The organism is Aquincola tertiaricarbonis (assembly GCF_000969605.1).
GTDB lineage: Bacteria > Pseudomonadota > Gammaproteobacteria > Burkholderiales > Burkholderiaceae_C > Aquincola > Aquincola tertiaricarbonis.
In genome coordinates, this window is the sequence record NZ_JZUE01000009.1 from 15,072 (window position 1) to 40,283 (window position 25,212).

Here is a 25,212-nt window from a genome sequence, read left to right on the forward strand (position 1 = left end):
TGTGTGGTGGGAACGGCGATCACACGCTCAACAGCTCGTCGAGCACGGCCTGCTTCTCGGCCAGTTGGGACGCGGGGAACGATTCGACGACCTGCCCATGCTCGATCACGTGGAAGTGGTCGGCCAGCGGCGCGGCGAAGCGGAAGTTCTGCTCCACCATCACGATGGTGAAGCCCTGGGCCTTGAGCGTGGTGATCATGCGGGCCAGCGCCTGCACGATCACCGGCGCCAGGCCTTCGGAGATCTCGTCCAGCAGCAGGATGTCGGCGCCGGTGCGCAGGATGCGGGCCACGGCCAGCATCTGCTGCTCACCGCCCGACAGCCGCGTGCCCGGGCTGCTGCGGCGCTCCTGCAGGTTGGGGAACATCGCATACAGCTCGGCCTCCGTCATCGCCTTGCCGCGGCCGGCGGTGAGCTTGGGCGGCAGGCGCAGGTTCTCCTCGGTGGTGAGTGCGGCGAAGATGCCGCGCTCCTCCGGGCAGTAGCCGATGCCGATGTGGGCGATGCGGTGCGTGGGCAGGTTGATGGTCTCGGTGCCATGCACCTTGATCGATCCCTTGCGGTCGCCCGTCAGGCCCATGATGGCCCGCAGCGTGGTGGTTCGGCCGGCGCCGTTGCGGCCCAGCAGCGTGACCACCTGGCCGCTGTGCACCGTCAGGCTGATGCCGTGCAGGATGTGGCTCTCGCCATACCAGGCGTGAAGGTCTTTGATCTCCAGGGCGGGGGTGCTCATCAATGCGCCCCCTGCAGTTCGGTCGCCTCGCTGCCCATGTAGGCCTCGAGCACCGCCGGATGCCTGGACACCTCGGCGTAGTTGCCCTCGGCCAGCACCGCGCCGCGGGCCAGCACGGTCAGGCGGTCGGCGATGCTGGCCACCACGCGCATGTTGTGCTCCACCATCAGCACGGTGCGGCCTTCGGCCACGCGCTTGATGAGCTGGGTTACGCGGTCCACGTCCTCGTGGCCCATGCCCTGGGTGGGTTCGTCCAGCAGCATCAGTTCGGGCTCCATGGCCATGGTGGTGGCGATCTCCAGCGCGCGCTTGCGGCCGTAGGGCAGGTCGGCGGCCTTGGCCTGCGCCATGTCGCGCAGGTCCACCAGGTCCAGCAGCGCCAGCACCTTGGCATCCAGCAGCCGCAGCGCGGTCAGCCCCTTCCAGAAGTGGAACGAGGTGCCGGTGAAGCGCTGCAGCCCGATGCGCACGTTCTCCAGCACCGTCAGGTGCGGGAACACCGCGGAGATCTGGAACGAGCGGATCACCCCGCGCCGGGCGATCTGCGCCGACTGCTCTCCGGTGATGTCGATGCCGTTGAACAGGATGGTGCCGCGCGTGGGCGTGAGGAACTTGGTCAGCAGGTTGAAGCAGGTGGTCTTGCCGGCGCCGTTGGGGCCGATCAGCGCATGGATGTGCCCGCGCTGCACCTGCAGGTTGACGCGATCGACCGCGGTGAAGCCCTTGAACTCCTTGGTGAGGTCGCGGGTCTCGAGGATGTAGTCGCTCATGGTTGTCTAGACAGGCAGCAAGGTGGTGCTCTTCACTTCTTCGATCACCGCATAGGTGCGTGTTTCACGCACGCCGGGCAGCGTCCAGATGCCGGAGCTGATGAGGTCGCGGTAGGCGGCCATGTCGGCCACCCGGGTCTTTAGCAGGTAGTCGAACGAACCGGCCACCAGGTGGCATTCCAGGATCTCGGGCCGCGCCAGCACCTCGGCCTTGAAGGCGTCGAGCTGCCGCGGCGCGGTGCGGTCCAGCAGCACCTCCACGAAGATCAGCAGGCCAGCCCCCAGCAGCTGCGGATTCAGCCGCGCCTCGTAGCCGAGGATGAAGCCTTCGCGCGTCAGCCGTTTGACACGCTCCAGCACCGCCGTGGGAGACAGCTGCACCACCTCGGCCAGCCGCAGGTTGGACATGCGGCCATCCGCCTGCAAGGCCCGCAGGATGTTGGTGTCGATCTTGTCGAGCGATCTGCTGGCGGAAAGATCCATCATGGTGCAGAACCCGTCCAATCAGCCGTTTCCAGCGGATTTCCTTCGGCACTGTGGGGTACAGCGCGGCGGATTCTGTAGCCAACGGGCGCAGGCGGGTCCCCGCATCAACCCTCTGCGGGCAAACGCGAATGCCGCGATTAATCCGGCGCGGTGCACCGGTGGCTGTGGATCTTCCTGCCGGGCGGCAGGCGGGCCTCAGCCCGGCCGGAACATCGGGATGGCGCTGCCGTCCTCGGCCGGCTTGAAGGTCACCGTCACCGCCATGCCGATGCGCAGGCTGTCCAGGTCGGCATCCACGATGTTGGTCAGCATCGTCGGGCCCTCCTCCAGCGTCACGTAGGCCACCGCGTAGGGCACCGGCGCGTGGCGCGTCACCGTCACGCTGTAGACGGTGCCGCGGCCGCTGGCCTCCTGCCAGGCGGTGCGGGCGCTGCCGCAGAGCGGGCACACCGGGCGCGGATACCAGTGCGGCTGGCCGCAGGCCTCGCAGCGGCGCAGCAGCAGCCGGCCCTGGTCGGCGGCGTCGAAGAAGGGCGTGGTGAAGGCATCGCGCACCGGCGCGGCCAGCGGGCGGTCGGCTGCAGGCAGCGTCATCGGTCAGGCCCTTTCGAGGATGAGCGTGGCACTGCCGTGCCGCGTGCCCAGCAGGCCGCCGGTGCCATTGGCCAGCGCCAAGGTGCAGCCGGGCACCTGCACCGCGGGATGCGCTTCGCCGCGCAGCTGTCGCACCGCTTCGATCACCTTGGTGATGCCGCCGCGGTTGGCGGGGTGGTTGTTGCACAGCCCGCCGCCATCGGTGTTGAAGGGCAACCGGCCCACGCCCGAGATCAGGTTGCCGTCGGCCACGAAGCGCCCGCCCTGGCCCCGCGCACAGAAGCCCAGGTCTTCCAGCTGCATCACCACGGTGATGGTGAAGCTGTCGTAGATGGACGCGTACTGGATGTCCGCCGGCCGCACGCCGGCTTCCTCGAAGGCCTGGCGGCCGGACAGCAGGCTGCCGGAATGGGTGAGGTCGACGCGGCCGCCGCCCTGGCCCTTGATGGATTCGCCCGCGCCCAGCAGGTTGACCAGCGGCCGCTTCAGGCTGCGCGCGATCTCCGGCCGCACCACCACCAGCGCGCCGCCGCCATCGCTGACCACGCAGCAATCCAGCTTGTGCAGCGGGTCCGACAGCATCGGCGAGGCCAGCACGTCGGCCACCGTCACCACCTGCGGCAGCATCGCATGCGGGTTGTGCTGCGCATGGTGGGAGGCGGCCACCTTCACCCAGGCCAGCTGCTCGGCGGTGGTGCCGAACTCGTGCATGTGGCGCGCCGCGGCCAGCGCATAGGCGTTCAGCGTGATGAGGCCGGCATGCTGCTCGAAGGCGAATTCGGGCACGCCGGGATGGGCCGAGGCGGCGACGCCACGCGCCGGCTCGGAGCGCGGCCGGCCTGCCAGCGTGATCAGCGCCACGTCGCAGTGGCCGGCGGCGATGGCCTGCGCCGCATGGGCCACATGCACCAGGTAGGAGGAGCCGCCGGTCTCGGTGCCGTCCACATGCCGCAGGCGGTCCAGGCCCAGGTAGTCGGCCATGCTCAGCACGCCGAAGCCGGGCGCGTCGCCGGCGCAGAAGTAGCCATCGACATCCGCCAGCGACAGGCCGGCATCGGCCAGCGCGCCCTGGGCACACTCGGCATGCAGCTGTGCCGTCGTCTTGTCGGGCGCCTTGCGCGTGGGGTGTTCCCAGGCGCCGGCGATGCAGGCTTGCCGTTTCAGGCTCATGTGGGGCGCTCCGTCAGCCGGCCCGTTCCTGCCGGGCGACGCGCCGTGCCAGCGCGCCGCCGCCCAGCAGCGCGGCGGTCATGGCCAGGAACAGCGGGGCCAGGCCGAGGGCCGCGCCCAGCACGCCGAACACGAGCGGCATCGCCGTCTGGCTGGTGTTGATGAACATGGTGCGCAGGCCCACCGCCTCGCCGGCGCGGCCTTCGGGTGCCGAATGGTGCAGCAGCGTGAGCACCATCGGATGCGGCGCGCCCAGGCTGGCGCCCAGCACGAACATGATCGCCATCAGCGTGCCCACGCTGTGGCTGAACGGAATGGCGGCGTAGCTGGCGGCGGCCAGCAGCATCGAGGCGGTGATGAGCTGCCAGGGCCGCACGTGGCTGGCGACGAAGGGCATCGCCAGCCGCACCATGAAGCTGGCCGCCGCGAAGGAGCCCATCACGATGCCGATCTGCGAGGCGCTGAGGCCGATCTGCGTGCCGTACAGCGGCATCGCGAAGGTGTAGATGTCCCAGGCCACCGTCAGCACTGCGATGGCGATGAAGAGATGGCGCATGCGCGGGCTGCGCAACAGGTCGAACATGCTGGGCTTCTCGCCGGTGGCGCTGTCCACCGGCGCGGGCACCTTGCGGCGCGTGTCGGGCAGGCCCACCAGCGCCAGCACCAGGGCCGGCATCACGGTGAACAGGGCCAGCACCAGGAAGCTGGTGCGGTGGCCCAGCTGGTCGATGGCCACGCCGGTGAGCAGCGGCGCGATGAAGCTGGAGGTGGAAAAGCCCAGCGCCACATAGCTGAAGTTGGCGGTGCGGTCGTCGGCAGTGCTCAGCTCGCCCACCGCGTGGTACGCCGCCACGTTAATCAGCATGAACGAGATGCCGATCAGCACGCTGGCCACGTACAGCGCCGCGATCTGCGGCAGCAGGAAGGGCAGCAGCGTGCCGATGCCCACGCCCACCGAGCCCACCATCATCGGCCTTTGCACGCCAACGCCGTCGATCCAGCGGCCGGCGGGCACCGCCAGCAACGCGGGCAGCAGCGCGAAGGAGGCCATCAGCAGCCCCACGGTCAACGGCGTGGCGCCCTGCGAGATGGCGGTGAGCGATACCGCGATGCGGCTGCCGTTGAAGGCAACGTGGTCGAGCACCAGCAGGATGATCAGCAGGGGCAGCGGTCGCATGAAGCAACCCACTCTACCCCGCCCCTGGCGGGCCGCGCTGGCGCGGGGGCTTGGCGGCCGGCGCTCAGTCCAGCTTCAGGCCGATGCGCTCGATGATGGCGCCCCAGCGCTTCATGTCGCTGTCCACCACCTTGCGGAAGTCCGCCTGGGTGCCGCCGACGATGGTCAGGCCCTGGTTGTCCATCACCGTCTTCAGCTGCGCATCGGTGAGCGCGGCGTTCACGTCGGCATTGATCTTCTGCACCACCGCCTCGGGCGTGCCGGCGGCCACGAAGAGGCCGTTCCACGCCAGCGATTCCACGCCCTTGACGCCGCCGTCGGCCAGCGTGGGCAGGCCCTTCAGGCTCTCGGGCACCTGCGCGGCGCTCACCGCCAGCAGCCGCACCTTGCCGGCCTTCACGTGGTTGAGCAGTGCCGGCGCGGTGGTGAACGTGGCATCGGTATCGCCCTGCGCCACGGCCAGCGCGGCCGGCGGCGAGCCGTTGTAGGGCACGTGGGTGCCGGTCAGGCCGGTCTGCGACAGCAGCAGTTCCATCGTCAGGTGGCTGGAGCTGCCCATGCCCAGCGACGAGTAGTTCATCTTGCCGCCCTGCTGCTTCACCCAGGCCAGGAACTCCTGCGTCGTCTTGACCGGCAGGTTGGCGTTGACCGCCAGCACGTTGGGCTGGGAGGTGGTCATCACCACCGGCACCAGGTCTTTCGCCGGGTCGTACGGCATCTTGCGGTACATGAAGGGCGCGAAGGCGATGGGGCCGTTGAAGCCGATGGCGATGGTGTGGCCATCGGCCGGCGCCTTGGCCGCCACGTCCACGCCCAGCATGCCGCCGGCGCCGGGCTTGTTGTCCACCACCACGGGCTGGCCCCAGCGGTCCTTGAGCTTCTCGCCCAGCAGCCGGGCGATGATGTCCAGCGAGCTGCCCGCGGGCGCCGGCACCACGATGTGCACCGGCCTGCTCGGCCATTGCGGCTGCGCGGCGGCGGGTTGGGCCAGGGCCAGCACGGCGGCGGCGGTGGCGAGCAGGGCGGGCAGGACGGTACGGCGTTGCATGGGCGAATGAAAAGCGTGCCTCGAAGGGCCCGCATGGTAGACGCGCCGCCCCTGCCGCACCGCAGGGGTTGACGCGGGGGTCAGGGGTACAGGCCGCGCTCCTCGCGCGCCGTCAGGATGCGCTCGCAGGCCACGGCAAAGGTGGCGGTACGCAGCGTGATCTTGTGCTTGTCGGCCGTGTCCCAGATCTTGCACAGCGCGTCGACCATGATCTTGTCCAGGCGCACGTTGATCTCGTCCTCGCTCCAGAAGAAGCTGGAGAAGTCCTGCACCCACTCGAAATAGCTGACGGTCACGCCGCCGGCATTGCAGATCACGTCCGGCACCACCAGCACGCCGCGGTCGGCCAGGATGTCGTCGGCCGTCGGCACGGTCGGGCCGTTGGCGCCTTCCAGCACCAGCTTGGCGGTGATGCGCTGGGCGCGCTCGGCGGTGATCACGCCTTCCAGCGCGGCGGGCACGAGGATGTCGCAGCGCACGTCCCAGAACTCTTCCGCGTTCATGCGCTCGGCCCCGGCGAAGCCGGCGACGCCGCCGGTTTCCTTCACCGCGGCGGTGAGCGCGGCCACGTCCAGGCCGTTGTCGTTGTAGATGGTGCCGCTGTGGTCCTGCACCGCGACGATCTTGGCGCCCGCCTGGGCGAACAGCTCCGCCGCCGACGAACCCACGTTGCCGAAGCCCTGCACCGCCACGCGGGCGCCTTCCAGGCTCATGCCCAGGCGGCGGGCCGCCTCGCGCCCGGTGACGAACACGCCGCGGCCGGTCGACTTCACGCGGCCCAGCGAGCCGCCCAGGTGAATCGGCTTGCCGGTGACCACGCCGGTGGCGGTGCCGCCGACGTTCATCGAATACGTGTCCATCATCCAGGCCATGATCTGGCCGTTGGTGTTCACGTCCGGCGCCGGGATGTCCTGCTGCGGGCCGATGATGATGCCGATCTCGCTGGTGTAGCGGCGCGTCACGCGCTCGATTTCCTTGCGCGAGTACTGCTTCGGGTCGATGCGGATGCCGCCCTTGGCGCCGCCGTAGGGCAGGTTCACCGCAGCGGTTTTCACCGTCATCCAGGCCGACAGCGCCATCACTTCTTCCAGCGTGACGTCGGGGTGGTAGCGCACGCCGCCCTTGCCCGGGCCGCGCGACAGGTTGTGCTGCACGCGGTAGCCCTCGAAGTGGGCGACGGTGCCGTTGTCCAGCTCGATGGGGATGTCGACGATCAGCGTGCGCTTGGGGCGCTTGAGCGTTTCGATCCACTTGGCGAGGTGGCCCAGGTATGGCGCCACGCGGTCCACCTGCGACAGGTAGGTGCCCCAGGGGCTGTCGGCGGTGGGGTGGACAAAGGACAAGGCAGCTTGTGACATGGCTTCTCCGGTGCCGCGGTTGCGCGGCCACACGATGTTTTCGTGCAGCCAATGTAGTCACGGGGCGCTTCCAGCGGGAGACGCAAACTATGCGTGTTGTGCATGAGCGGCCAAACCTACACTCGCCGCCATGAGCGAACAGAGCACTTCTTCCCCGGGCACCGTGGCTTTCATCGGCGGCGGCAACATGGCCAGTGCCATCGTCGGCGGGCTCGTGCGCGCCGGCCGCGCACCCGCCTCCATCCTGGTGGTGGACCCTGGCGAGGCCCAGCGCGCCAAGCTGGAGGCCGACTTCGGCGTGCGCACGCTGCCCGCGCCGGGGGCCGCGCTGGCCGAGGCGCGGATGGTGGTGTGGGCGGTCAAGCCACAGCTGTTCAAGGAGGCCGCTCGGCCCAGCGCGGCGCATGTGGCCCAGGCGCTGCAGCTCTCCGTGATGGCTGGCATCCGCAGCGACGCGATCGCCAGCGCCACTGGCAGCCCCGCCGTGGTGCGCGCCATGCCCAACACGCCGGCCCTGATCGGCCAGGGCATGAGCGGCCTCTTTGCGCGGCCGGCCGTCAGCGCCGCCCAGCGTGCCGAGGTGGAGCAGGTGCTGGCACCTACCGGGCGCATGCTGTGGGTGGGCGAGGAAAGCGCGCTGGATGCGGTGACCGCGCTGTCCGGCTCCGGCCCCGCCTATGTGTTTTATGTGCTGGAGGCCATGATGGCCGCGGCCGAAGCCATGGGCCTCAGCGCCGAGGAAGGCAAGCAGCTGGCGCTGGGGACCTTCGCAGGCGCCACCGCGCTGGCGCAGCAGAGCAGCGAGCCGCCTTCGGTGCTGCGCGAACGTGTCACGTCGAAAGGCGGCACCACGCATGCGGCGCTTACTTCGCTGGAGTCGGATGGCGTGAAGGCCGCCTTCGTCAAGGCCTTGCAGGCGGCGCAGCGGCGTGCCGTGGAACTGGGCGACGAATTCGGCGCCGCCGGCTGAGCTTCAGCGCAGCGCCAGGTCGAGGGCGGTGCCCAGGAACACCGCAAACCCCACCCAGTGGTTCAGCCGGAAGGCCTTGAAACAGCCTTCCCGGCTGCGATGGCGGATCAGCACGTAGTGCCAGGCCACTTGCGCCGCCGCCGCCGCGACGCCGGCCAGGAACCAGCCGCCCAGTCCCAGCAGACGGCCGATCACCGCCCAGGACAGCAGGTGGATGGCATAGAAGGCCATCACGCCCGCCACGTCGAAGCGCCCCAGCGTCAACGCCGAAGTGCGGATGCCGATGCGGACGTCGTCGTCGCGGTCGACCATCGCGTATTCGGTGTCGTAGGCCAGCACCCAGAAAAGGTTGCTGACGAGCAGCCACCAGGCGTGCGGCGGCACCGCGTCGGCCACCGCGCGCCAGCGCCAGTCGGCCGCGCCGAGCACCGCGCTGAACGCCATCGGGATGCCGAAGCTGAAGGCCACCCCCAGCACCGCCTGCGGCATCGACACGAAGCGCTTGGCGTAGGGATACCCGATGGCGATGGCCAGCGCCGCGAAGGACAGCAGGATGGTCGGCGCATTGGTGGTGAGCACCAGGCCGAAGGCCACCACTGACAAGGCGGCGCCCAGCAGCAGCGCTTCCTTCACCGACACCACGCCGCTGGTGACCGGCCGGCGCGCCGTGCGCTTGACGTGGCGGTCGAACTCGCGGTCGGCCACGTCGTTCACGCAGCAGCCGGCGCTGCGCATCAGCACCGTGCCGGCGGTGAACACGGCCAGCAGGTGCCAGCCCGGAAAACCGTCCGCCGCGATCCAGAGGGCCGACAGCGTGGGCCACAGCAGCAGCAGCCAGCCGGCCGGCCGGTCGAAGCGGATGAGGTCGAGGTAGAGCCGCAGCTTGGACTCGCCCGGGCTGTTCAGGGAGGACGCTTTCACGCGCCGATTATCGGCGCCGCCGGCAAGTCGGCCGTCGCTTGGCCGCCCATGAAAAAGCCACCGGCCGGCGTGGCGGGTGGCTCGTGTGCGCCGCGGCCTGCAGCCGCGCGCGAGGTGGTTCAGGCGCGGCGGCGGCGTGCGAACCAGGCCAGCATGCCCAGGCCGCCGGCCATCAGCGCGTAAGTGCCGGGTTCCGGCACGGCGCTGACGTTGACGCTGGCGAGCACCGAGCCCACGTTGTCAACGTTGGCCGAGTCCCAGTAGAAGAGCTTGAGCGTGCCGGCCGTGCTGGCGGTGCCGCTGTAGTTGGTGCCCACCAGGAAGTAGCTGCCGGAACCAATCTGGGCCACCAGCGCGCCGAAGGGAGCGCTCAGGTTGCCCATCTCGAGGTTGCCGAAGCCTTGGCCGATCTGGACGCCGGCGGCTGCACCGCTTTCGTCGCTGCCCGTGGCGAACAGGTTGGACACCAGGCCGTCGGCGTTGGACCAGCGGGGCAGCTCACCCGCGCTCCACAGGTCGGTGGCCGCCACGCTGACGGTGAAGCCCTGGCCAGCAGCCAGCGAGACCGTGGCCAGGCCGTTGGCGGCAAAGCAGGCGCAATGGTCCACCGCGCTGACGGTGAAATCGGCAGCGCTGGCGGCGGAAGCTGTAACGGCAAGCGCTGCCGCAGCAACAACGGATTTGAAAGTGCAAGGACTCAATTGAAACTCCCTGTGAATTTGTGGCCGATTCTTAGGGATCGACTGCTTCTCGCCAGTCCCCCGAGCGGGGGGTGAACCTATCAGCCTTCCATCTGTCGCTGGAACACCAAGCCGGCGTGTTCACGCAGCGCATGGAACTTGATCTTCGGCCAGTTGGACTCGATGGCCCGCAGTTCCGGCGCGTACTCCACCAGCACCGTGGGAGCGTTCACGGCGTCATAAGCCACACGGTGCGAATTTGCATCGATGAAGCGCTGCAGTTCGCGCGCGCCGCCGTCCGCTTCGTCACAGGTCACCCAGCGCGCCACCTGGAAGCGGCTGGGCATCACGCGCGCCTTGACGCCGTATTCATGCTCCAGCCGGTGCGCCACCACTTCGAACTGCAGCTGTCCGACCGCGCCCAGCAGCAGCACCGAGCCCATCACCGGCCGGAACACCTGGATCGCACCTTCCTCGCCCAGCTGCTGCAGGCCGGCCTTCAGCTGCTTGGTGCGCAGCGGGTCGGCCACTTCCACGCTGCGGAACATCTCGGGCGCGAAGAACGGCAGCCCGGTGAACTGCAAGGATTCACCTTCGGTGAGGGTGTCGCCCAACTGCAACACGCCATGGTTCGGGATGCCGATGATGTCGCCGGCAAAGGCCTCGTCCAGCAGCTCGCGGCGCTGCGACAGGAAGCTCACCACGGTGTTCGGCCGCAGCTCCTTGCCGGAGCGCACCACCTTCAGCCGCATGCCGCGCTCGAAGTGGCCCGAGGCCACGCGCACGAAGGCGATGCGGTCGCGGTGCGCCGGGTCCATGTTCGCCTGGATCTTGAACACCACGCCGGTGAACTTGGGCTCGTCCGGCTTGACCTCGCGCTGCAGCGAGCCGCGCGGGCCGGGCGACGGCGCCAGGTTCACCAGGGCGTCGAGCACTTCCTGCACGCCGAAGTTGTTGACGGCCGAGCCGAAGAACATCGGCGTCTGCCGTCCGGCGAGGAAGTCGTCCAGCACGAACTCCGGCGCAGCCTCGCGAACCAGTTCCACCTCGCCCTGGGCCTGCTCGTACTGCATGCCGAAGCGTTCGGCGTAGACGGGGTTGTCCAGGCCGTCGATGACCTCTTCGCCACCGGCCACCCGGTCCTCGCCGGGGCTGAACACGCGCATCTGCTGCTTGCGCAGGTCCATCACGCCGTGGAAGAACTTGCCCATGCCCACCGGCCACGTGAAGGGCACGACGGTCATGCCCAGCTCGCGCTCGATCTCGTCCATCAGGGCCAACGGGTCCTTCACCTCGCGGTCCATCTTGTTGACGAAGGTGAGGATGGGCGTGTTGCGCGCCCGGCAGACCTGCAGCAGGCGGCGAGTCTGAGGCTCCACGCCGTTGGCCGCATCGATCACCATGAGCGCGGCGTCCACCGCGGTGAGCACGCGGTAGGTGTCCTCGGAGAAGTCCTGGTGGCCGGGAGTGTCCAGCAGGTTGATGACGCAGTCGCGGTATTCCATCTGCATCACCGAGCTGGCCACCGAGATGCCGCGCTGCTTCTCGATCTCCATCCAGTCGGACGTGGCATGCCGGCTTGCCTTGCGTGCCTTCACGGAGCCGGCGATCTGGATGGCGCCGGAGAACAGCAGCAGCTTTTCCGTCAGCGTGGTCTTGCCCGCGTCGGGGTGGCTGATGATGGCGAAGGTGCGACGGCGGCGCACCTGGGGCGTGAGGTCGGACATGGCGGCGCGGTGCGCCCCGGGTGGCGGGGTGCACCGACGATTGGTTGGGGCAAGCGCGGGATTATCGGCGCTCGGCCGATTCCGCCTGCAGTAGCCGGTCCGCCCGCCCGGCGGGTGGCTTCATGTACCCATGAAGCCGGGTGCCCCATCAATCTTCGAGGATCGACCGCAGCATCCAGGCCGATTGCTCGTGCACCGTCAGGCGCTGGGTCAGCAGGTCGGCGGTGGGCTCGTCGCTGGCGCCGTCGGCGATGGGGAACACGCTGCGGGCAGTGCGGGCCACGGCCTCATGGCCTTCGACCAGGATGCGCACCATCTCCATCGCGTTGGGCGGCGTGCCCGGCGCGTCCTTCAGCGAGGTGAGGGCGCCGTACTGCGCATAGGAGCCCGGAGCCGGGTGGCCCAGCGAGCGGATGCGTTCGGCGATGGGGTCGACCGCGTTCCACAGCTCGGTGTACTGGGTCATGAACATCGCGTGCAGCGAATTGAACATCGGCCCGGTGACGTTCCAGTGGAAGTTGTGCGTGGTGAGGTACAGCGTGTAGGTATCGGCCAGCAGGCGCGACAGGCCGCCGGCGATGGCGGCGCGGTCCTCCGGGCTGATGCCGATGTGGATCACCGGCGCGCTCACCGCGGGAAGCGACTTGTCCTTGCCCTTGTTCTTGCTCATTCGGTCGACTCCTGTGAATGTTCGAGACGACTGTAGCGCAGGGCTTGGCGTCCCTTCAGGCCGTCAGGCGCTCCACGCCGTCCAGCTGGCAGGCATACACCGCATTGCGCAGCGCCGCGATGGCTTCGTAGCGCGTGAAGGTGCGCCGCCAGGCCAGCACCACGCGCCGCGTGGGCACCGGCGGCTCGAAGGGCACGTAGGTCACCAGCCCCGAGGATTCCTTGGGCACCGACAGCTGCGGCACCACCGTCACGCCCATGCCGGAGGCCACCATGTGCTTGATGGTCTCCAGCGAACTGCCCTCGAAGCTCTTGCGAATGCCCTCGGCGTCGCTGGAGAAGCGCGCGTACTCCGGGCACACCTCCAGCACATGGTCGCGGAAGCAATGGCCGGTGCCCAGCAGCAGCATCGTCTCGCGCTTGAGCTCGTCGGCGCCCACCGCCGGCCGCTTGGCGAGCGCATGGCCCTTGGGCACGGCGATCATGAACGGCTCGTCGTACAGCGGCGCGATGGCCAGGCCGGTGTCGGGGAACGGCTCGGCCATGATGGCGCAGTCGAGTTCGCCGGTGCGCAGCATGTCCACCAGCTTGCTGGTGAAGTTCTCCTGCAGGATCAGCGGCATCTGCGGCGTCATCTCGATGGCGTGGCGCACCAGCTCCGGCAGCAGGTAGGGGCCGATCGTGTAGATGATGCCCAGCTTGAGCGGGCCGTTCAGCGGGTCCTTGCCGCGCTTGGCGATGTCCTTGATGGCAGCGGCCTGCTCGATCACCGATTGCGCCTGCCGCACGATGGCCTCGCCCAGCGGCGTGACGCTCACCTCGTTGGTGCCGCGCTCGAAGAGCTTGACGTCCAGCTCCTCCTCCAGCTTCTTGATCGCCACCGACAGCGTGGGCTGCGACACGAAGCAGGCTTCGGCCGCACGCCCGAAATGCTTCTCGCGGGCCACGGCGACGATGTAGCGCAGTTCGGTCAAGGTCATGCAGACATTGTCGGCAAATGCCGGGCCTTGTGTAACGCGGGGGCCGATCAGGCCTTCAGGTATTCCGCCCGCGTGGCCAGCCAGCGCTCCAGGTGCGCGCGGGCGGCGGCGGGGTGGCGCTCGAACAGCAGCGCCGCGGCGTCGCGGGCATGGGCCAGCAGCGGCGCGTCCTGCGCCAGGTCGGCAAAGCGCAGCAGCGCATCGCCGCTCTGGCGCGCGCCCATGAACTCGCCCGGGCCGCGGATCTCCAGGTCGAGCCGGGCGATCTCGAAGCCGTCGTTGGTCGAGGCCATGGCCTTCAACCGCGCCTTGCCCGAGGGCGACAGCGGGGCCGTGTACAGCAGCACGCAGATGCTGGCCACCGCGCCGCGCCCCACGCGCCCGCGCAGCTGGTGCAGCTGCGACAGGCCGAAGCGCTCGGCATGCTCGATCACCATCAGGCTGGCGTTGGGCACGTCCACGCCCACCTCGATGACGGTGGTGGCCACCAGCACCTGCATGCGGCCGGCGCTGAACTCGGCCATCACCGCGGCCTTGTCCGCCGCCGCCATGCGGCCGTGCAGCAGGCCCACGCTGCGGCCGGGCAGCGCGGCGCACAGTTCGGCATGGGTCTCGGTGGCATTGCGCAGGTCCAGCGCTTCGGATTCCTCGATCAGCGGGCACACCCAGTACACCTGCCGGCCGGCGGCCACCTCGTCGGCGATGCGGGCGATGACCTCGTCGCGCCGGCCGTCGGCGAACACCTTGGTCAGCACCGGCGTGCGGCCGGGCGGCAGCTCGTCGATGGTGCTCACCGCCAGGTCGGCGAAGTAGGTCATGGCCAGCGTGCGCGGGATGGGCGTGGCGCTCATCATCAGCAGGTGCGGCTCCAGGGCCGCGGCTTCGAGCTTGTCGCGCAGCGCCAGCCGCTGTGCCACGCCGAAGCGGTGCTGCTCGTCGACGATGGCCAGGCCCAGGCGATGGAACAGCACGTCGTCCTGGATCACCGCATGGGTGCCGACGACGAGGCCCGCCTCGCCGGACGCGACCATCTCCACCATCTGCGTGCGTGCCTTGCCCTTGCGGCTGCCGCTCAGCCAGGCCACGCGCACGCCCAGCGGCTCCAGCCACTGCACCAGCTTGCGGAAGTGCTGCTCGGCCAGCAGCTCGGTGGGCGCCATCAGCGCGCACTGCCAGCCCGCGCCGATGGCCACCGCGGCGGCCAGCGCGGCCACCACCGTCTTGCCCGATCCGACGTCGCCCTGCAGCAGCCGGTGCATCGGCTGCGGGCGGGCCAGGTCGGCGGCGATCTCCTCGCACACGCGCTGCTGGGCGCCGGTGAGCACGAAGGGCAGCGCGGCCAGCAGCTGCTCGGGCAGGCCGCCGGGCGTGGCGTGCAGCACGGGCGCCTCCAGCTTGGCCCGCTCGCGCTTGGCTTCCAGCTGGCTGAGCTGCTGGGCCAGCAGCTCCTCGAACTTCAGCCGCTCCCATGCGGGATGGGTGCGGTCCTCCAGCGCCGCGATCGGCGTCTGCGGCGTGGGGTGGTGCAGCAGCTGCAGCGCTTCCTTAAGGCTGGGCAGGCCGGGTGGCAGCACCTCGGGCGGCAGTACCTCGCCCAGCGCGGCGCGCTGCAGCCCGCTGGCCACCGCCTTGCGCAGGTAGGCCTGCGGCAGCTGGGCGCTGGCCGGGTACACCGGCGTCATCGCCTGCGCCAGCGGGGTGTCGGCGGTCACGGCCTTGACGGCGGGGTGCACCATCTCCTTGCCGAAGAAGCCCACCCGCAGCTCGCCGCGCACCCGCACGCGCTGGCCCTCGGGCATGGCCTTCTGCTGCGAGGGGTAGAAGTGGATGAAGCGCAGCGTCAGCTCGCCAGTGTCGTCGGCGATGCGCACGATGAGCTGGCGCCGCGGGCGGGTCTCGATGCGGTGCTCCAGTACCACGCCCTCCACCTGCACCGTGCCGCCTTCGCGGGCCTGGGCGATGGGGATGTTGCGGGTCTCGTCCTCGTAGCGCAGGGGCAGGTGCAGCGCCAGGTCGATGTCGCGCACCAGGCCCAGCTTGTGCATGGCGCGCTGCGGCGCCGAAAGCGTCGGGGCCGCGCGTGGGGCTGTCTCTTTCGTCGCACGATCGGCGGCTGGGCGCATGGAACAATTGTGCCGTCACGCACTCTCTTCAGGCCGGTCAAGCCTGCAGCCCATGCCCCTCTCCAACCGCCGCTTCACCCTCAGCGATTTCGACTTCGAGCTGCCGCCCGAACTCATCGCGCAATACCCGGCCGCCGAGCGCAGCGCCTCGCGGCTGCTCGACGGCACCGGCCTGATGCCGGTGGACCGCATGTTCCGCGACCTACCCACGCTGTTCCGTGCGGGCGACCTGCTGGTGTTCAACGACACCGCCGTGATCAAGGCCCGCCTGCTGGGCACCAAGGACACCGGCGGCGCGGTGGAAGCGCTGGTGGAGCGCGTGCTGCCCGGCAACGAGGTGCTGGCCCACCTGCGTGCCAGCAAGTCGCCCAAGGCCGGCGCCCAGGTGCGATTTGCCGATGCCTTCGATGCCGAGGTGCTGGGCCGCGGCGGCCCGGACAACTCGCTGTTCCACCTGCGCCTGCCCGAAGATCCGCTGGCGCTGCTGGCGCAGCACGGCCATGTGCCGCTGCCGCCCTACATCACCCATGCCGACGACGCGGCCGACGAACAGCGCTACCAGACGGTGTTCGCCAGCCGCCCCGGCGCGGTGGCCGCGCCCACCGCTTCGCTTCACTTCGACGAGGCGGTGCTGGCCGCGCTGGCGGCAGCCGGCGTGCGCACCGCGCGTGTCACCCTGCACGTGGGCGCCGGCACCTTCCAGCCTGTGCGCACCGACGACCTGAGCGAGCACAAGATGCACAGCGAATGGTTCGAGGTGAGCGAAGCCACAGTGGAGGCGATCGCCGCCACCCGCGCCGCTGGCGGCCGCGTCATCGGCGCCGGCACCACCACGCTGCGCGCGCTGGAATCGGCCGCCGTGGGCGGCACGCTGCAGGCGGGTGCGCGCGAGACCACGCTCTTCATCACGCCCGGCTTCCGCTTCAACGTGGTGGACGTGCTGCTCACCAACTTCCACCTGCCCAAGAGCACGCTGCTGATGCTGGTCAGCGCCTTCGCCGGCCATGAGCACGTGCGTGCCCTCTACCGCCACGCCATCGAGGCGCGCTACCGCTTCTTCAGCTACGGCGACGCGATGCTGCTGCAACGCAGCGCCTGACGCGCCCGCCGGGAAAACAACCGATGCTTGAGTACCAACTGCTGGCCACCGAAGGCCATGCACGCCGCGGCCGCCTGCGCCTGAACCATGGCGTCGTCGAGACGCCGATCTTCATGCCCGTGGGCACCTACGGCACCGTCAAGGGCGTCAGCGCCCGTTCGCTGCACGAGATGGGCGCCCAGATCATCCTGGGCAACACCTTCCACCTCTGGATGCGCCCGGGGCTGGACGTGATGAAGCAGTTCGGCGGGCTGCACCGCTTCGAGGGCTGGACCAAGCCCATCCTGACCGACAGCGGCGGCTTCCAGGTCTGGAGCCTGGGCGAGATGCGCAAGATCAGCGAGGAGGGCGTCAAGTTCGCCTCGCCGGTCAACGGCGACAAGCTGTTCCTGACGCCCGAGACCAGCATGCAGATCCAGACGGTGCTCGATTCCGACATCGTCATGCAGTTCGACGAGTGCACGCCCTACGAGACCAAGGGCCACATCACCACCGAGGCCGAGGCACGCAAGTCGATGGAGTTGAGCCTGCGCTGGGCCCGGCGCTGCAAGGCCGAGTTCGCGCGGCTGGAAAACCGCAACGCCCTCTTCGGCATCGTGCAGGGCGGCATGTTCGAGAACCTGCGCGAGGCCTCTCTGGAAGCGCTGGTGGACATGGACTTCCCCGGCTACGCGGTGGGCGGCGTCAGCGTCGGCGAGCCGAAGGAAGAGATGCTGCACATCATGGGCCACACGCCCCACCGGCTGCCGGCCCACAAGCCGCGCTACCTGATGGGCGTGGGCACGCCGGAAGACCTGGTGGAAGGCGTGCACCAGGGCGTGGACATGTTCGATTGCGTGATGCCCACCCGCAACGCGCGCAACGGCCACCTGTTCACCCGCTTCGGCGACCTGCGGTTGCGCAACGCCCGCTACAAGACTGACGAGCGGCCGATCGACCCCACCTGCCGCTGCATGGCCTGCGCCGGTGAGCCGGGCAGCGGCATCGGCGCGGTGAGCCGGGCGTACCTGCACCACCTGGACCGCTGCGGCGAGATGCTGGGCCCGATGCTCACCACCATCCACAACCTGCACTACTACCTGAACCTGATGCAGGAAGTGCGCGACGCGCTGGACGCCGGCCGCTTCGAGGCCTTCCGCGCGCAGTTCAAGGCCGACCGGGCGCTGGGCATCCAGCCGCAGTAGCGGCGGCGGCCTGCGCCGCCGGGCCCTTCACCAGAACTGCCAGTTCCCGGTCATCACCACCCAGATGCCCAGCACGCCGTTGGTCACCGCGTGGGCGATGACCGGCACCCACAGCTTGCCGGTGCGCACGTACAGCAGCGCATAGGCCAGCCCGGCCACGATGGCCGCCAGCCACAGCGTGTGCGCGAGCATGAACACGAAGGTGGATAGCACGATGGCCTTCAGGCCCACCCGGGCCGGCGGCACCGCTTCGAACTGCGGCTGCTGCAGCCAGCGCATCAGGTAGGAGCGCCAGAACAGCTCCTCCATCAGCGGCACCAGCAGCGCCGCCCCGATCCAGCGCACCCCGATGAGCGGCAGGTCCAGGCTGCCGTCGGCGCGCACCGGCACGAAGGCGGCGCTGGGCTCGCCCAGCACCATCCACGGCGCGTCCAGCACGATCCACAGGCCGAACACCGCCAGCCCCACCAAGACGGCCAGCGCCGTCTCGCCGGCGCCGGGCCAGGTTTGGCGCGCCAGCTCGCCGTACTCGCGGCGGAAATACAGCAGCAGCGCGCCGACGGCCACTACCGTCAGGCCGTAGATCCAGCGGGTGTCGAAGCCGCCGTCGGCTTCGGCGGGCAGGGCGCCACGGAGGGCGAGCAGCACCATGAACAGTGCAAAGGGAGCGATGCGGGCAAGGGCGGCGCGGCTGAGCGTCATGTTCCTGTCGAGGTGGCGAGGTAGCGTCGGAGTATCCGGACCCCCCATGACAGGCCGCACGCTCGAATGGGTGGAAACGGGGCCGCAACGATGTGGAAGCGCGTTGTCCCGATTGTTTTTGAAACAGTGGGTGTCAATATTTCATGGAGCCTTGGCGTTTGTTACAACGCTGGACTGTGCAGTAGTTCCTGAATGCGCAAGGCTTGCGGACCGTTGTTCGCTTTCGCTGCGAACGATTTCGCGCTTTGGCGCGGCGCTTGTTCCTCAACTCTTGCTACAGCTTCATGGCTGTGCTCGGGTGAGAATTGACCTAATAAACCAATGTGGGGTGGGGGGTGAACTTGAGACCCGGCACGAGAGACGCGTCCAACACGATCATCGGTGCGACGTTTGAGCCGCACCGCGTGGCCAATGTGGGCGTGGAGGCGAAGCCTGACGGTGCGCGTCCGCGGCTGTTCAAGATCCGCGGCGCCGACTCCCATGGCCAGCGCAGCTCGGCGAACATCCTCATCAAGCGGCGCTATGCGTGGCGGGGCTACCAGAACGCCGGACTGCCCGACCAGCAGACGCCCAACCGCATCACGCTGACGGCCACCGACCACGACGCCATCATCGGCACCATCACCGTGGGGCTGGACGGGCCGGAGGGCCTGCATGCCGAAGACACCTTCGGCCCGGAAGTGGATGCTTTGCGTGCGAATGGCCACCGCATCTGCGAATTCACCAAGCTGGCGATGGATCCGGTGGCAGGTGCCAAGCAGGTGCTGGCATCTTTATTTCACGTCGCATATATCGTTGCTTATCGATTCAAAGGATTTGATACCTTATTGATCGAAGTGAACCCGCGGCATGTGAATTATTACACCCGGATGTTGGGTTGCAAGGTGCTGGGCGAAGAGCGGATCAACAAGCGCGTCGATGCGCCCGCCGTTTTGCTGCACCTGGATTTTGGTTACACGCTGCAGCAAATCGCCAGGTTTGGCGGCCAGCCGGAGTTGTCGGCCAGCGAACGTTCGCTGTATCCGTTTTCGTTTTCGCTGGCGGAGGAGGCGGGCATCATCAGCCGGCTGCAGAAGTCGAACTGGTCGACCGAAGGGTTCAACCGCTAGGCGCGTGGGCCGCTTTGGCGGCGCGCTGCGCCGTCAGATGTCGAAGCTGGCGCCGGCGCTGGACTGCAGCGCTTGCTCCACCACCGCGCGGCCCAGTGGCGCCGCGAAGGTCTCGATGAAGGCATAGGCGTAGTCGCGCAGGAAGCTGCCGCGGCGCACGGCCAGCCGCGTCATGTTGGCGGCGAACAGGTGACGCGCGTCGATCGCCGTGAGGTGCCGGTCGCGGTCCTCGTCATAGGCGATGGCCGCCACGATGCCCACGCCCAACCCCAGTTCCACGTAGGTCTTGATGACGTCGGCGTCCATTGCAGTGAGCACCACCTGCGGCGACAGCCCGTGGCGGGCAAAGGCCTCGTCGATGTGGCCGCGGCCGGTGTAGCCGGCTTCGTACGTCACCAGCGGATGGGCGGCCAGGCTCTGCAGCGTGAGCGCGCCGCCTTCGGCCAGCGGATGGCCGGGCGGGGTGATGACCACGTGCGTCCAGCGGTAGCACGGCAGCGCCACCAGTTCGTCGTACTGCGTCAGGGCCTCCGTGGCCACGCCGATGTCGGCGCTGCCGTCCAGCAGCATCTGCGCCACCTGCTGTGGCGAGCCCTGGTGCATGTGCAGCGTGACGTCGGGGTGGCTGCGGCGGAAGTCGCGCACCGCCGTCGGCAGCGCATAGCGTGCCTGGGAGTGCGTGGCCGCGATGGTGAGCGTGCCGCGGCCGGCCCGGGCGAAGTCCTCGCCGGCGCGGCGCAGGTTGTCGGCTTCCAGCAGCATGCGCTCGACGATGGGCAGCACGGTGGCGCCCGGCGCCGTCAGCCCGGTCAGGCGCTTGCCGGCACGCACGAACAGCTCGATGCCCAGCTCTTCCTCCAGCTCACGGATCTGCCGGCTGACGCCGGGCTGTGAGGTGTGGAGGGCTTCGGCCACCGAGGTGAGGTTGAACCCCTGGCGGACGGTTTCCCGAACGGATCGCAACTGCTGGAAGTTCAAGGGCGGACGCTCGCTGATGAGAGCGCCGCATTTTGTTGCTCGCTTTTATGCGTAAGAACTACTTATTGCGCTTATGCATAGTTGCCAGGCGAATAAGCGGTTACGCCGCGGAGGCGATCACGCCGCCACCCAGGCACACCTCGCCGTCGTACAACACCGCCGACTGGCCCGGCGTCACCGCCCATTGCGGCTGGTCGAACTGCAGCGCGAAGCGGCCGTCGGCCTGCGCCACGAAGCGGCAGGCGGCGTCGCTCTGCCGGTAGCGGGTCTTGGCGGCACAGGCTTGCACCGCGGGCGGAGTGCCGGCGATCCAGCTGGTGTCGTCCGCGGTGAGCGCAGGCGATTGCAGCCACGGGTGCTCGTGGCCCTGCACCACCACCAGCACGTTGCGCTGCAGGTCCTTGCGGGCCACGTACCACGGCGCATGCTCGCCCTGCGGACCCTGCGCCGACTTGATGCCGCCAATGCCCAGGCCCTGGCGCTGGCCCAGGGTGTAGAAGCTCAGGCCCACATGCTTGCCCACTGCCTTGCCGTTCTCGTCCTCGATGCGGCCGGGCTCATGCTTCAGGTAGCGGTTCAGGAATTCGCGGAACGGCCGCTCGCCGATGAAGCAGATGCCGGTGGAGTCCTTCTTCCGGGCGTTGGGCAGGCCGATCTGCTCCGCGATGCGGCGTACCTCCGTCTTGTGCAGCTCGCCCACCGGAAACAGCGTCCGGCTGAGCTGCGACTGCGTCAGCCGATGCAGGAAGTAGCTCTGGTCCTTGGCCGGGTCCAGGCCCTTGAGCAGCTCGAAGCGGCCGTCCACCTCGCGCACGCGGGCGTAGTGGCCGGTGGCGATCTTCTCGGCGCCCAGCCGCATCGCATGGTCGAGGAAGGCCTTGAACTTGATCTCGGCATTGCACAGCACGTCGGGGTTGGGCGTGCGGCCGGCGCCGTATTCGCGCAGGAACTCGGCGAACACGCGGTCCTTGTACTCGGCCGCGAAGTTGACGTGCTCCAGCTCGATGCCGATCACGTCGGCCACCGAGGCGGCATCCAGGAAGTCCTGGCGCGAACTGCAGAACTCGCTGTCGTCGTCGTCTTCCCAGTTCTTCATGAAGATGCCGACGACGTCGTGCCCCTGCTGCTTGAGCAGCCAGGCGGTCACGGCCGAATCCACTCCGCCGGACAGGCCGACCACCACGCGCTGCTTGTTCCTTGTTTCCATCGCGCGATTGTCCCGCGCGATGGATTTCAGCGTTTGACCTCGGGCGCAAACACCGTGGGGTCGACGGTGAGCAGGTCCAGCGGATAGCGCTTGCCGGCCAGGTGGTCGTCCAGGCAGCGCAGCAGCAGCGGGCTGCGGTGCGGCACGGCGCTGGCACGGATCTCGTCGGGGGTCATCCACACCGTGCGCAGGATGCCTTCGTCCAGCACCCAGCCGGGCGCAGGCTCGCTGGCGGTGCCGGCAAAGGCGATGCGCAGGTAGGTGACGTCTTCCCCGGTGGCCGGCCGGTGGAAGCGCGAGAGGTACACGCCCAGCACATGCTGCGGCTGGAAGCTGCAGCCGGTTTCCTCCAGCGTCTCGCGGATCACGCCCTGCAGCGGCGACTCGCCGGGCTCCAGGTGGCCGGCCGGGTTGTTCAGCCGGACACCCTCGCTGGTTTCCTCTTCGATCATCAGGTAGCGGCCTTCGTGTTCGATCACGGCGGCCACCGTCACGCTGAGCTGGCATCGGTCATACGGCATCGGCGGATGGTAGCGGCGGGCAGGCGGCCTTGCCCGGCCCGCGTGAACCATGACACGGATGGCAAGGGAACTTGTGTAAGCTGCCCCGCAACATCGCAGAGGAGGAGAACCCATGCTCATCGGCGTTCCGCTCGAGACGGCCGCGGGGGAAACCCGCGTGGCCGTGACCCCCGAGACGGCCAAGAAACTGAAGGCGCAGGGCCACGAGGTGCGGGTGCAGTCGGGCGCCGGCCTGGCCGCCAGCGCCACCGACGAGGCCTACGTCGCCGCCGGCGCCGACATCACCGACCGCGCGGGCGCCTTTTCCGCCGACCTGGTGCTCAAGGTGCGCTCGCCCTCGGCGGACGAGCTGGCGCTGATGAAGCCCGGTACCGCGCTGGTGGGCATGCTCAATCCCTTCGACCGCGACAACCTGGCCGCGCTGGCCACGGCCGGCATCACCAGCTTCGCGCTGGAAGCCGCGCCGCGCACCACACGCGCCCAGAGCATGGACGTGCTGTCCAGCCAGGCCAACATCGCCGGCTACAAGGCCGTGATGATCGCGGCGGACAAGTACCAGCGGCTGTTCCCGATGCTGATGACCGCGGCCGGCACCATCAAGGCCGCGCGTGTCGTGGTGCTGGGCGTGGGCGTGGCTGGCCTGCAGGCCATCGCCACCGCCAAGCGGCTGGGCGCCGTCATCGAGGCCAGCGACGTGCGGCCCGCGGTGAAGGAGCAGGTGGAGTCGCTGGGCGCCAAGTTCATCGACGTGTCCTACGACACGCCCGAGGAGAAGGAAGCCGCGCAAGGCGTGGGCGGCTACGCCAAGCCGATGCCGCAGAGCTGGCTCGACCGGCAGAAGGTGGAAGTGGCCAAGCGCGTGGCACAGGCCGACATCGTCATCACCACGGCATTGATCCCGGGCCGGCCCGCGCCCGTGCTGGTCACCGAGGACATGGTGCGCAGCATGAAGCCCGGCTCGGTCATCGTCGACCTCGCCGCGCCGGCCGGCGGCAACTGCCCGCTGACCGTGCCCGGCCGCACCGTGGTGCAGCACGGCGTCACCCTGGTGGGCGAGACCAACCTGCCCGCGCTGGTGGCCGCCGATTCCAGCAGCCTGTACGCCCGCAACGTGCTCGACTTCCTGAAGCTGGTGCTGCCCAAGGAGGGCGGCTTCCAGGTGCCGATGGACGACGACATCGTGGCCGCCTGCCTCATGACGCAGGCTGGCGACATCAAGCGCAAGTAGGCAAGGGAAGGATCAGCCATGGACTTCGTGTCACCCACCGTCACCAACCTCATCATCTTCGTGCTGGCCATCTACGTGGGCTACCACGTGGTGTGGACCGTCACGCCCGCGCTGCACACGCCGCTGATGGCCGTGACCAACGCCATCAGCGCCATCGTGATCGTGGGCGCCATGCTGGCGGCCGCGCTCACCGAAGGCGCGCCGGCCAAGACCTTCGGCGTGCTGGCCGTGGCGCTGGCCGCGGTGAACGTGTTCGGCGGCTTCCTCGTCACCCGGCGCATGCTGGAGATGTTCCGCAAGAAGGACCGCCCGGCGGCCAAGAAGGAGGCGGCATGAGCCTGGATGTCGTCACCCTGCTCTACCTGGTGGCCAGCGTCTGCTTCATCCAGGCGCTCAAGGGCCTGAGCCACCCCACCACCTCCATCCGCGGCAACCTGTTCGGCATGGCCGGCATGGCCATCGCGGTGGTGACCACCGCGGCACTGATCGTCAAGCTGGCCGAGGGCAGCATCGGCGGGCTGGTCTGGGTGCTGCTGGGCCTGCTGGTGGGCGGCTCGGCCGGCGCGCTGATGGCCAAGCGCGTCGAGATGACCAAGATGCCCGAGCTGGTGGCCTTCATGCACAGCATGATCGGCTTGGCCGCCGTGTTCATCGCCGCGGCCGCGGTGATCGAGCCGCATGCCTTCGGCATCGCCGCCAAGGGCCTGCCCATCCCGGGTGGCAACCGCATCGAGCTGGCGCTGGGCGCCTTCATCGGCGCGGTGACCTTCAGCGGCTCGGTCATCGCCTTCGGCAAGCTGTCGGGCAAGTACAAGTTCCGGCTGTTCCAGGGCGCGCCGGTGCAGTTCCCGGGGCAGCACATCCTGAACGCGGTGCTGGGCCTGGCGGCGGCATTCTTCGTGTTCGCGTTCTGGCAGTCGCAGGGCGGCATGAGCATCACCGCGGTGATCGTGCTGGGCTTCGTGCTGGGCGTGCTGCTCATCATCCCCATCGGCGGGGCCGACATGCCGGTGGTGGTGAGCATGCTCAACAGCTACTCGGGCTGGGCGGCCGCAGGCATCGGCTTCAGCCTGAACAACAGCATGCTGATCATCGCGGGCTCGCTGGTGGGCAGCTCGGGCGCCATCCTGAGCTACATCATGTGCAAGGCGATGAACCGCTCGTTCTTCAACGTGATCCTGGGCGGTTTCGGCGGCGATGCCACGGCGGCGGCGGCGGGCGCGCAGCAGCAGCGCAGCGTCAAGAGCGGCAGCGCCGACGACGCGGCCTTCATCATGGGCAATGCCGAGACGGTGGTCATCGTGCCGGGCTATGGCCTGGCGGTGGCGCGTGCGCAGCATGCGGTCAAGGAGCTGGCGGCCAAGCTCACCGCCAAGGGCGTGACGGTGAAGTACGCCATCCACCCGGTGGCCGGCCGCATGCCCGGCCACATGAACGTGCTGCTGGCCGAAGCCGAGGTGCCGTACGACCAGGTGTTCGAGATGGAGGACATCAACGGCGAGTTCGGCCAGGCCGACGTAGCCATCATCCTGGGTGCCAACGACGTGGTGAACCCCGCCGCGCTGACAAAGGGCAGCCCGATCTACGGCATGCCCATCCTCGAGGCCTACAAGGCCAAGACCGTCATCGTCAACAAGCGCTCGATGGCCGCGGGTTACGCCGGCCTGGACAACGAGCTGTTCTACATGGACAAGACGATGATGGTCTTCGGCGATGCCAAGAAGGTGGTGGAGGAGATGGTTAAGGCGGTGGAGTAGCCGCCCAAATCGCTATCGAAT

Annotated in this window: 25 protein-coding genes; 7 read left to right on the forward strand and 18 right to left on the reverse strand. The window is 68.9% G+C overall.

Annotated elements, in window-relative coordinates:
• Nucleotides 1–19: 19 nt before the first annotated feature.
• From VO99_RS12460 to VO99_RS12495, 8 genes are all read right to left on the reverse strand, one after another.
• Nucleotides 20–733 carry an ABC transporter ATP-binding protein gene (locus VO99_RS12460; RefSeq protein ID WP_046113210.1) on the reverse strand — a complete coding sequence of 238 codons (714 nt, stop codon included), beginning with the start codon at nucleotides 731–733 and terminating at the stop codon, nucleotides 20–22.
• Nucleotides 733–1,503, reverse strand: a complete 771-nt coding sequence (locus VO99_RS12465; protein ID WP_046113211.1) for an ABC transporter ATP-binding protein — start codon at nucleotides 1,501–1,503, stop codon at nucleotides 733–735. Before VO99_RS12465 ends, VO99_RS12460 begins: the two co-directional genes overlap by 1 nt.
• Before the next feature lie 6 nt (nucleotides 1,504–1,509).
• Nucleotides 1,510–1,989, reverse strand: a complete 480-nt coding sequence (locus VO99_RS12470; protein ID WP_046113384.1) for an Lrp/AsnC ligand binding domain-containing protein — start codon at nucleotides 1,987–1,989, stop codon at nucleotides 1,510–1,512.
• A gap of 195 nt (nucleotides 1,990–2,184) precedes the next feature.
• Entirely contained in the window at nucleotides 2,185–2,583 is a 399-nt protein-coding gene (locus VO99_RS12475; RefSeq protein WP_046113212.1) for a Zn-ribbon domain-containing OB-fold protein, read from the reverse strand.
• 3 nt (nucleotides 2,584–2,586) lie between these two features.
• Nucleotides 2,587–3,753, reverse strand: a complete 1,167-nt coding sequence (locus VO99_RS12480; RefSeq protein WP_046113213.1) for a thiolase family protein — start codon at nucleotides 3,751–3,753, stop codon at nucleotides 2,587–2,589.
• Nucleotides 3,754–3,766: 13 nt separating this feature from the next.
• Entirely contained in the window at nucleotides 3,767–4,930 is a 1,164-nt protein-coding gene (locus VO99_RS12485) for an MFS transporter (protein WP_046113214.1), read from the reverse strand.
• A gap of 64 nt (nucleotides 4,931–4,994) precedes the next feature.
• Nucleotides 4,995–5,978 carry a Bug family tripartite tricarboxylate transporter substrate binding protein gene (locus VO99_RS12490; protein WP_046113215.1) on the reverse strand — a complete coding sequence of 328 codons (984 nt, stop codon included), beginning with the start codon at nucleotides 5,976–5,978 and terminating at the stop codon, nucleotides 4,995–4,997.
• Nucleotides 5,979–6,058: 80 nt separating this feature from the next.
• Nucleotides 6,059–7,336, reverse strand: coding sequence for a Glu/Leu/Phe/Val family dehydrogenase (locus VO99_RS12495; protein WP_046113385.1), 1,278 nt, complete (start codon nucleotides 7,334–7,336; stop codon nucleotides 6,059–6,061).
• A gap of 130 nt (nucleotides 7,337–7,466) precedes the next feature.
• On the opposite strand from VO99_RS12495, the gene proC reads away from it, so the two are divergent.
• Entirely contained in the window at nucleotides 7,467–8,306 is an 840-nt protein-coding gene (gene proC, locus VO99_RS12500; protein WP_046113216.1) for a pyrroline-5-carboxylate reductase, read from the forward strand.
• Between the two features lie 3 nt (nucleotides 8,307–8,309).
• On the opposite strand, the gene ubiA is transcribed toward proC, so the two are convergent.
• From ubiA to recG, 6 genes are all read right to left on the reverse strand, one after another.
• Complete coding sequence (ubiA, locus tag VO99_RS12505) at nucleotides 8,310–9,227, reverse strand: 4-hydroxybenzoate octaprenyltransferase (RefSeq protein ID WP_232315346.1); 918 nt, start codon at nucleotides 9,225–9,227, stop codon at nucleotides 8,310–8,312.
• Nucleotides 9,228–9,346: 119 nt separating this feature from the next.
• Complete coding sequence (locus tag VO99_RS31290) at nucleotides 9,347–9,835, reverse strand: PEP-CTERM sorting domain-containing protein (protein WP_046113217.1); 489 nt, start codon at nucleotides 9,833–9,835, stop codon at nucleotides 9,347–9,349.
• A gap of 173 nt (nucleotides 9,836–10,008) precedes the next feature.
• Nucleotides 10,009–11,634 (reverse strand): peptide chain release factor 3, encoded by a 1,626-nt coding sequence (locus tag VO99_RS12515; RefSeq protein WP_046113218.1) that lies wholly within the window; start codon nucleotides 11,632–11,634, stop codon nucleotides 10,009–10,011.
• 148 nt (nucleotides 11,635–11,782) lie between these two features.
• Complete coding sequence (locus tag VO99_RS12520; protein ID WP_046113219.1) at nucleotides 11,783–12,304, reverse strand: Dps family protein; 522 nt, start codon at nucleotides 12,302–12,304, stop codon at nucleotides 11,783–11,785.
• Nucleotides 12,305–12,359: 55 nt separating this feature from the next.
• Nucleotides 12,360–13,283, reverse strand: a complete 924-nt coding sequence (locus VO99_RS12525) for a LysR substrate-binding domain-containing protein (RefSeq protein ID WP_046113220.1) — start codon at nucleotides 13,281–13,283, stop codon at nucleotides 12,360–12,362.
• Between the two features lie 47 nt (nucleotides 13,284–13,330).
• Entirely contained in the window at nucleotides 13,331–15,406 is a 2,076-nt protein-coding gene (gene recG / locus VO99_RS12530; RefSeq protein WP_046113221.1) for an ATP-dependent DNA helicase RecG, read from the reverse strand.
• Nucleotides 15,407–15,458: 52 nt separating this feature from the next.
• On the opposite strand from recG, the gene queA reads away from it, so the two are divergent.
• The gene (gene queA / locus VO99_RS12535) at nucleotides 15,459–16,505 is read left to right on the forward strand and encodes a tRNA preQ1(34) S-adenosylmethionine ribosyltransferase-isomerase QueA (RefSeq protein ID WP_046113222.1); all 1,047 of its coding nucleotides are present in this window, start codon (nucleotides 15,459–15,461) and stop codon (nucleotides 16,503–16,505) included.
• Nucleotides 16,506–16,528: 23 nt separating this feature from the next.
• On the forward strand, nucleotides 16,529–17,689 hold the full coding sequence (gene tgt / locus VO99_RS12540) for a tRNA guanosine(34) transglycosylase Tgt (protein ID WP_046113223.1): 1,161 nt from the start codon (nucleotides 16,529–16,531) through the stop codon (nucleotides 17,687–17,689).
• 27 nt (nucleotides 17,690–17,716) lie between these two features.
• On the opposite strand, the gene VO99_RS12545 is transcribed toward tgt, so the two are convergent.
• Nucleotides 17,717–18,391 carry a CAAX prenyl protease-related protein gene (locus tag VO99_RS12545; RefSeq protein WP_046113224.1) on the reverse strand — a complete coding sequence of 225 codons (675 nt, stop codon included), beginning with the start codon at nucleotides 18,389–18,391 and terminating at the stop codon, nucleotides 17,717–17,719.
• Between the two features lie 335 nt (nucleotides 18,392–18,726).
• On the opposite strand from VO99_RS12545, the gene VO99_RS12550 reads away from it, so the two are divergent.
• Nucleotides 18,727–19,500 carry an N-acyl amino acid synthase FeeM domain-containing protein gene (locus VO99_RS12550; RefSeq protein WP_046113225.1) on the forward strand — a complete coding sequence of 258 codons (774 nt, stop codon included), beginning with the start codon at nucleotides 18,727–18,729 and terminating at the stop codon, nucleotides 19,498–19,500.
• A gap of 33 nt (nucleotides 19,501–19,533) precedes the next feature.
• Here the strand turns inward: VO99_RS12550 and VO99_RS12555 are convergent, their stop codons facing one another.
• From VO99_RS12555 to VO99_RS12565, 3 genes are all read right to left on the reverse strand, one after another.
• Nucleotides 19,534–20,478, reverse strand: a complete 945-nt coding sequence (locus VO99_RS12555) for a CysB family HTH-type transcriptional regulator (protein WP_046113226.1) — start codon at nucleotides 20,476–20,478, stop codon at nucleotides 19,534–19,536.
• A gap of 100 nt (nucleotides 20,479–20,578) precedes the next feature.
• Entirely contained in the window at nucleotides 20,579–21,685 is a 1,107-nt protein-coding gene (gene mnmA, locus VO99_RS12560) for a tRNA 2-thiouridine(34) synthase MnmA (protein ID WP_046113227.1), read from the reverse strand.
• A 26-nt stretch (nucleotides 21,686–21,711) separates the two neighbouring features.
• Entirely contained in the window at nucleotides 21,712–22,206 is a 495-nt protein-coding gene (locus tag VO99_RS12565) for an NUDIX hydrolase (RefSeq protein ID WP_046113228.1), read from the reverse strand.
• A gap of 112 nt (nucleotides 22,207–22,318) precedes the next feature.
• Here VO99_RS12565 and VO99_RS12570 point away from each other — a divergent pair, with 112 nt between their 5' ends.
• The 3 genes from VO99_RS12570 to VO99_RS12580 are packed head-to-tail and all read left to right on the forward strand — an operon-like array spanning nucleotide 22,319 to nucleotide 25,191.
• Entirely contained in the window at nucleotides 22,319–23,434 is a 1,116-nt protein-coding gene (locus VO99_RS12570; RefSeq protein WP_046113229.1) for a Re/Si-specific NAD(P)(+) transhydrogenase subunit alpha, read from the forward strand.
• An 18-nt stretch (nucleotides 23,435–23,452) separates the two neighbouring features.
• Nucleotides 23,453–23,770 carry an NAD(P) transhydrogenase subunit alpha part 2 gene (locus tag VO99_RS12575; protein ID WP_046113230.1) on the forward strand — a complete coding sequence of 106 codons (318 nt, stop codon included), beginning with the start codon at nucleotides 23,453–23,455 and terminating at the stop codon, nucleotides 23,768–23,770.
• Nucleotides 23,767–25,191, forward strand: coding sequence for an NAD(P)(+) transhydrogenase (Re/Si-specific) subunit beta (locus VO99_RS12580; RefSeq protein ID WP_046113231.1), 1,425 nt, complete (start codon nucleotides 23,767–23,769; stop codon nucleotides 25,189–25,191). The genes VO99_RS12575 and VO99_RS12580 overlap by 4 nt, the downstream gene beginning before the upstream one ends.
• The last annotated feature ends 21 nt before the right edge of the window (nucleotides 25,192–25,212 follow it).

What these genes read in the sequence shown, in the direction of transcription:
- VO99_RS12460 (WP_046113210.1), bottom strand. Translation starts at nt 733, where the DNA reads ATGAGCACCCCCGCCCTGGAGATCAAAGACCTTCACGCCTGGTATGGC.
- VO99_RS12465 (WP_046113211.1), bottom strand. Translation starts at nt 1,503, where the DNA reads ATGAGCGACTACATCCTCGAGACCCGCGACCTCACCAAGGAGTTCAAG.
- VO99_RS12470 (WP_046113384.1), bottom strand. Translation starts at nt 1,989, where the DNA reads ATGATGGATCTTTCCGCCAGCAGATCGCTCGACAAGATCGACACCAAC.
- VO99_RS12475 (WP_046113212.1), bottom strand. Translation starts at nt 2,583, where the DNA reads ATGACGCTGCCTGCAGCCGACCGCCCGCTGGCCGCGCCGGTGCGCGAT.
- VO99_RS12480 (WP_046113213.1), bottom strand. Translation starts at nt 3,753, where the DNA reads ATGAGCCTGAAACGGCAAGCCTGCATCGCCGGCGCCTGGGAACACCCC.
- VO99_RS12485 (WP_046113214.1), bottom strand. Translation starts at nt 4,930, where the DNA reads ATGCGACCGCTGCCCCTGCTGATCATCCTGCTGGTGCTCGACCACGTT.
- VO99_RS12490 (WP_046113215.1), bottom strand. Translation starts at nt 5,978, where the DNA reads ATGCAACGCCGTACCGTCCTGCCCGCCCTGCTCGCCACCGCCGCCGCC.
- VO99_RS12495 (WP_046113385.1), bottom strand. Translation starts at nt 7,336, where the DNA reads ATGTCACAAGCTGCCTTGTCCTTTGTCCACCCCACCGCCGACAGCCCC.
- proC (WP_046113216.1), top strand. Translation starts at nt 7,467, where the DNA reads ATGAGCGAACAGAGCACTTCTTCCCCGGGCACCGTGGCTTTCATCGGC.
- VO99_RS12515 (WP_046113218.1), bottom strand. Translation starts at nt 11,634, where the DNA reads ATGTCCGACCTCACGCCCCAGGTGCGCCGCCGTCGCACCTTCGCCATC.
- VO99_RS12520 (WP_046113219.1), bottom strand. Translation starts at nt 12,304, where the DNA reads ATGAGCAAGAACAAGGGCAAGGACAAGTCGCTTCCCGCGGTGAGCGCG.
- VO99_RS12525 (WP_046113220.1), bottom strand. Translation starts at nt 13,283, where the DNA reads ATGACCTTGACCGAACTGCGCTACATCGTCGCCGTGGCCCGCGAGAAG.
- recG (WP_046113221.1), bottom strand. Translation starts at nt 15,406, where the DNA reads ATGCGCCCAGCCGCCGATCGTGCGACGAAAGAGACAGCCCCACGCGCG.
- queA (WP_046113222.1), top strand. Translation starts at nt 15,459, where the DNA reads ATGCCCCTCTCCAACCGCCGCTTCACCCTCAGCGATTTCGACTTCGAG.
- tgt (WP_046113223.1), top strand. Translation starts at nt 16,529, where the DNA reads ATGCTTGAGTACCAACTGCTGGCCACCGAAGGCCATGCACGCCGCGGC.
- VO99_RS12545 (WP_046113224.1), bottom strand. Translation starts at nt 18,391, where the DNA reads ATGACGCTCAGCCGCGCCGCCCTTGCCCGCATCGCTCCCTTTGCACTG.
- mnmA (WP_046113227.1), bottom strand. Translation starts at nt 21,685, where the DNA reads ATGGAAACAAGGAACAAGCAGCGCGTGGTGGTCGGCCTGTCCGGCGGA.
- VO99_RS12565 (WP_046113228.1), bottom strand. Translation starts at nt 22,206, where the DNA reads ATGCCGTATGACCGATGCCAGCTCAGCGTGACGGTGGCCGCCGTGATC.
- VO99_RS12570 (WP_046113229.1), top strand. Translation starts at nt 22,319, where the DNA reads ATGCTCATCGGCGTTCCGCTCGAGACGGCCGCGGGGGAAACCCGCGTG.
- VO99_RS12575 (WP_046113230.1), top strand. Translation starts at nt 23,453, where the DNA reads ATGGACTTCGTGTCACCCACCGTCACCAACCTCATCATCTTCGTGCTG.
- VO99_RS12580 (WP_046113231.1), top strand. Translation starts at nt 23,767, where the DNA reads ATGAGCCTGGATGTCGTCACCCTGCTCTACCTGGTGGCCAGCGTCTGC.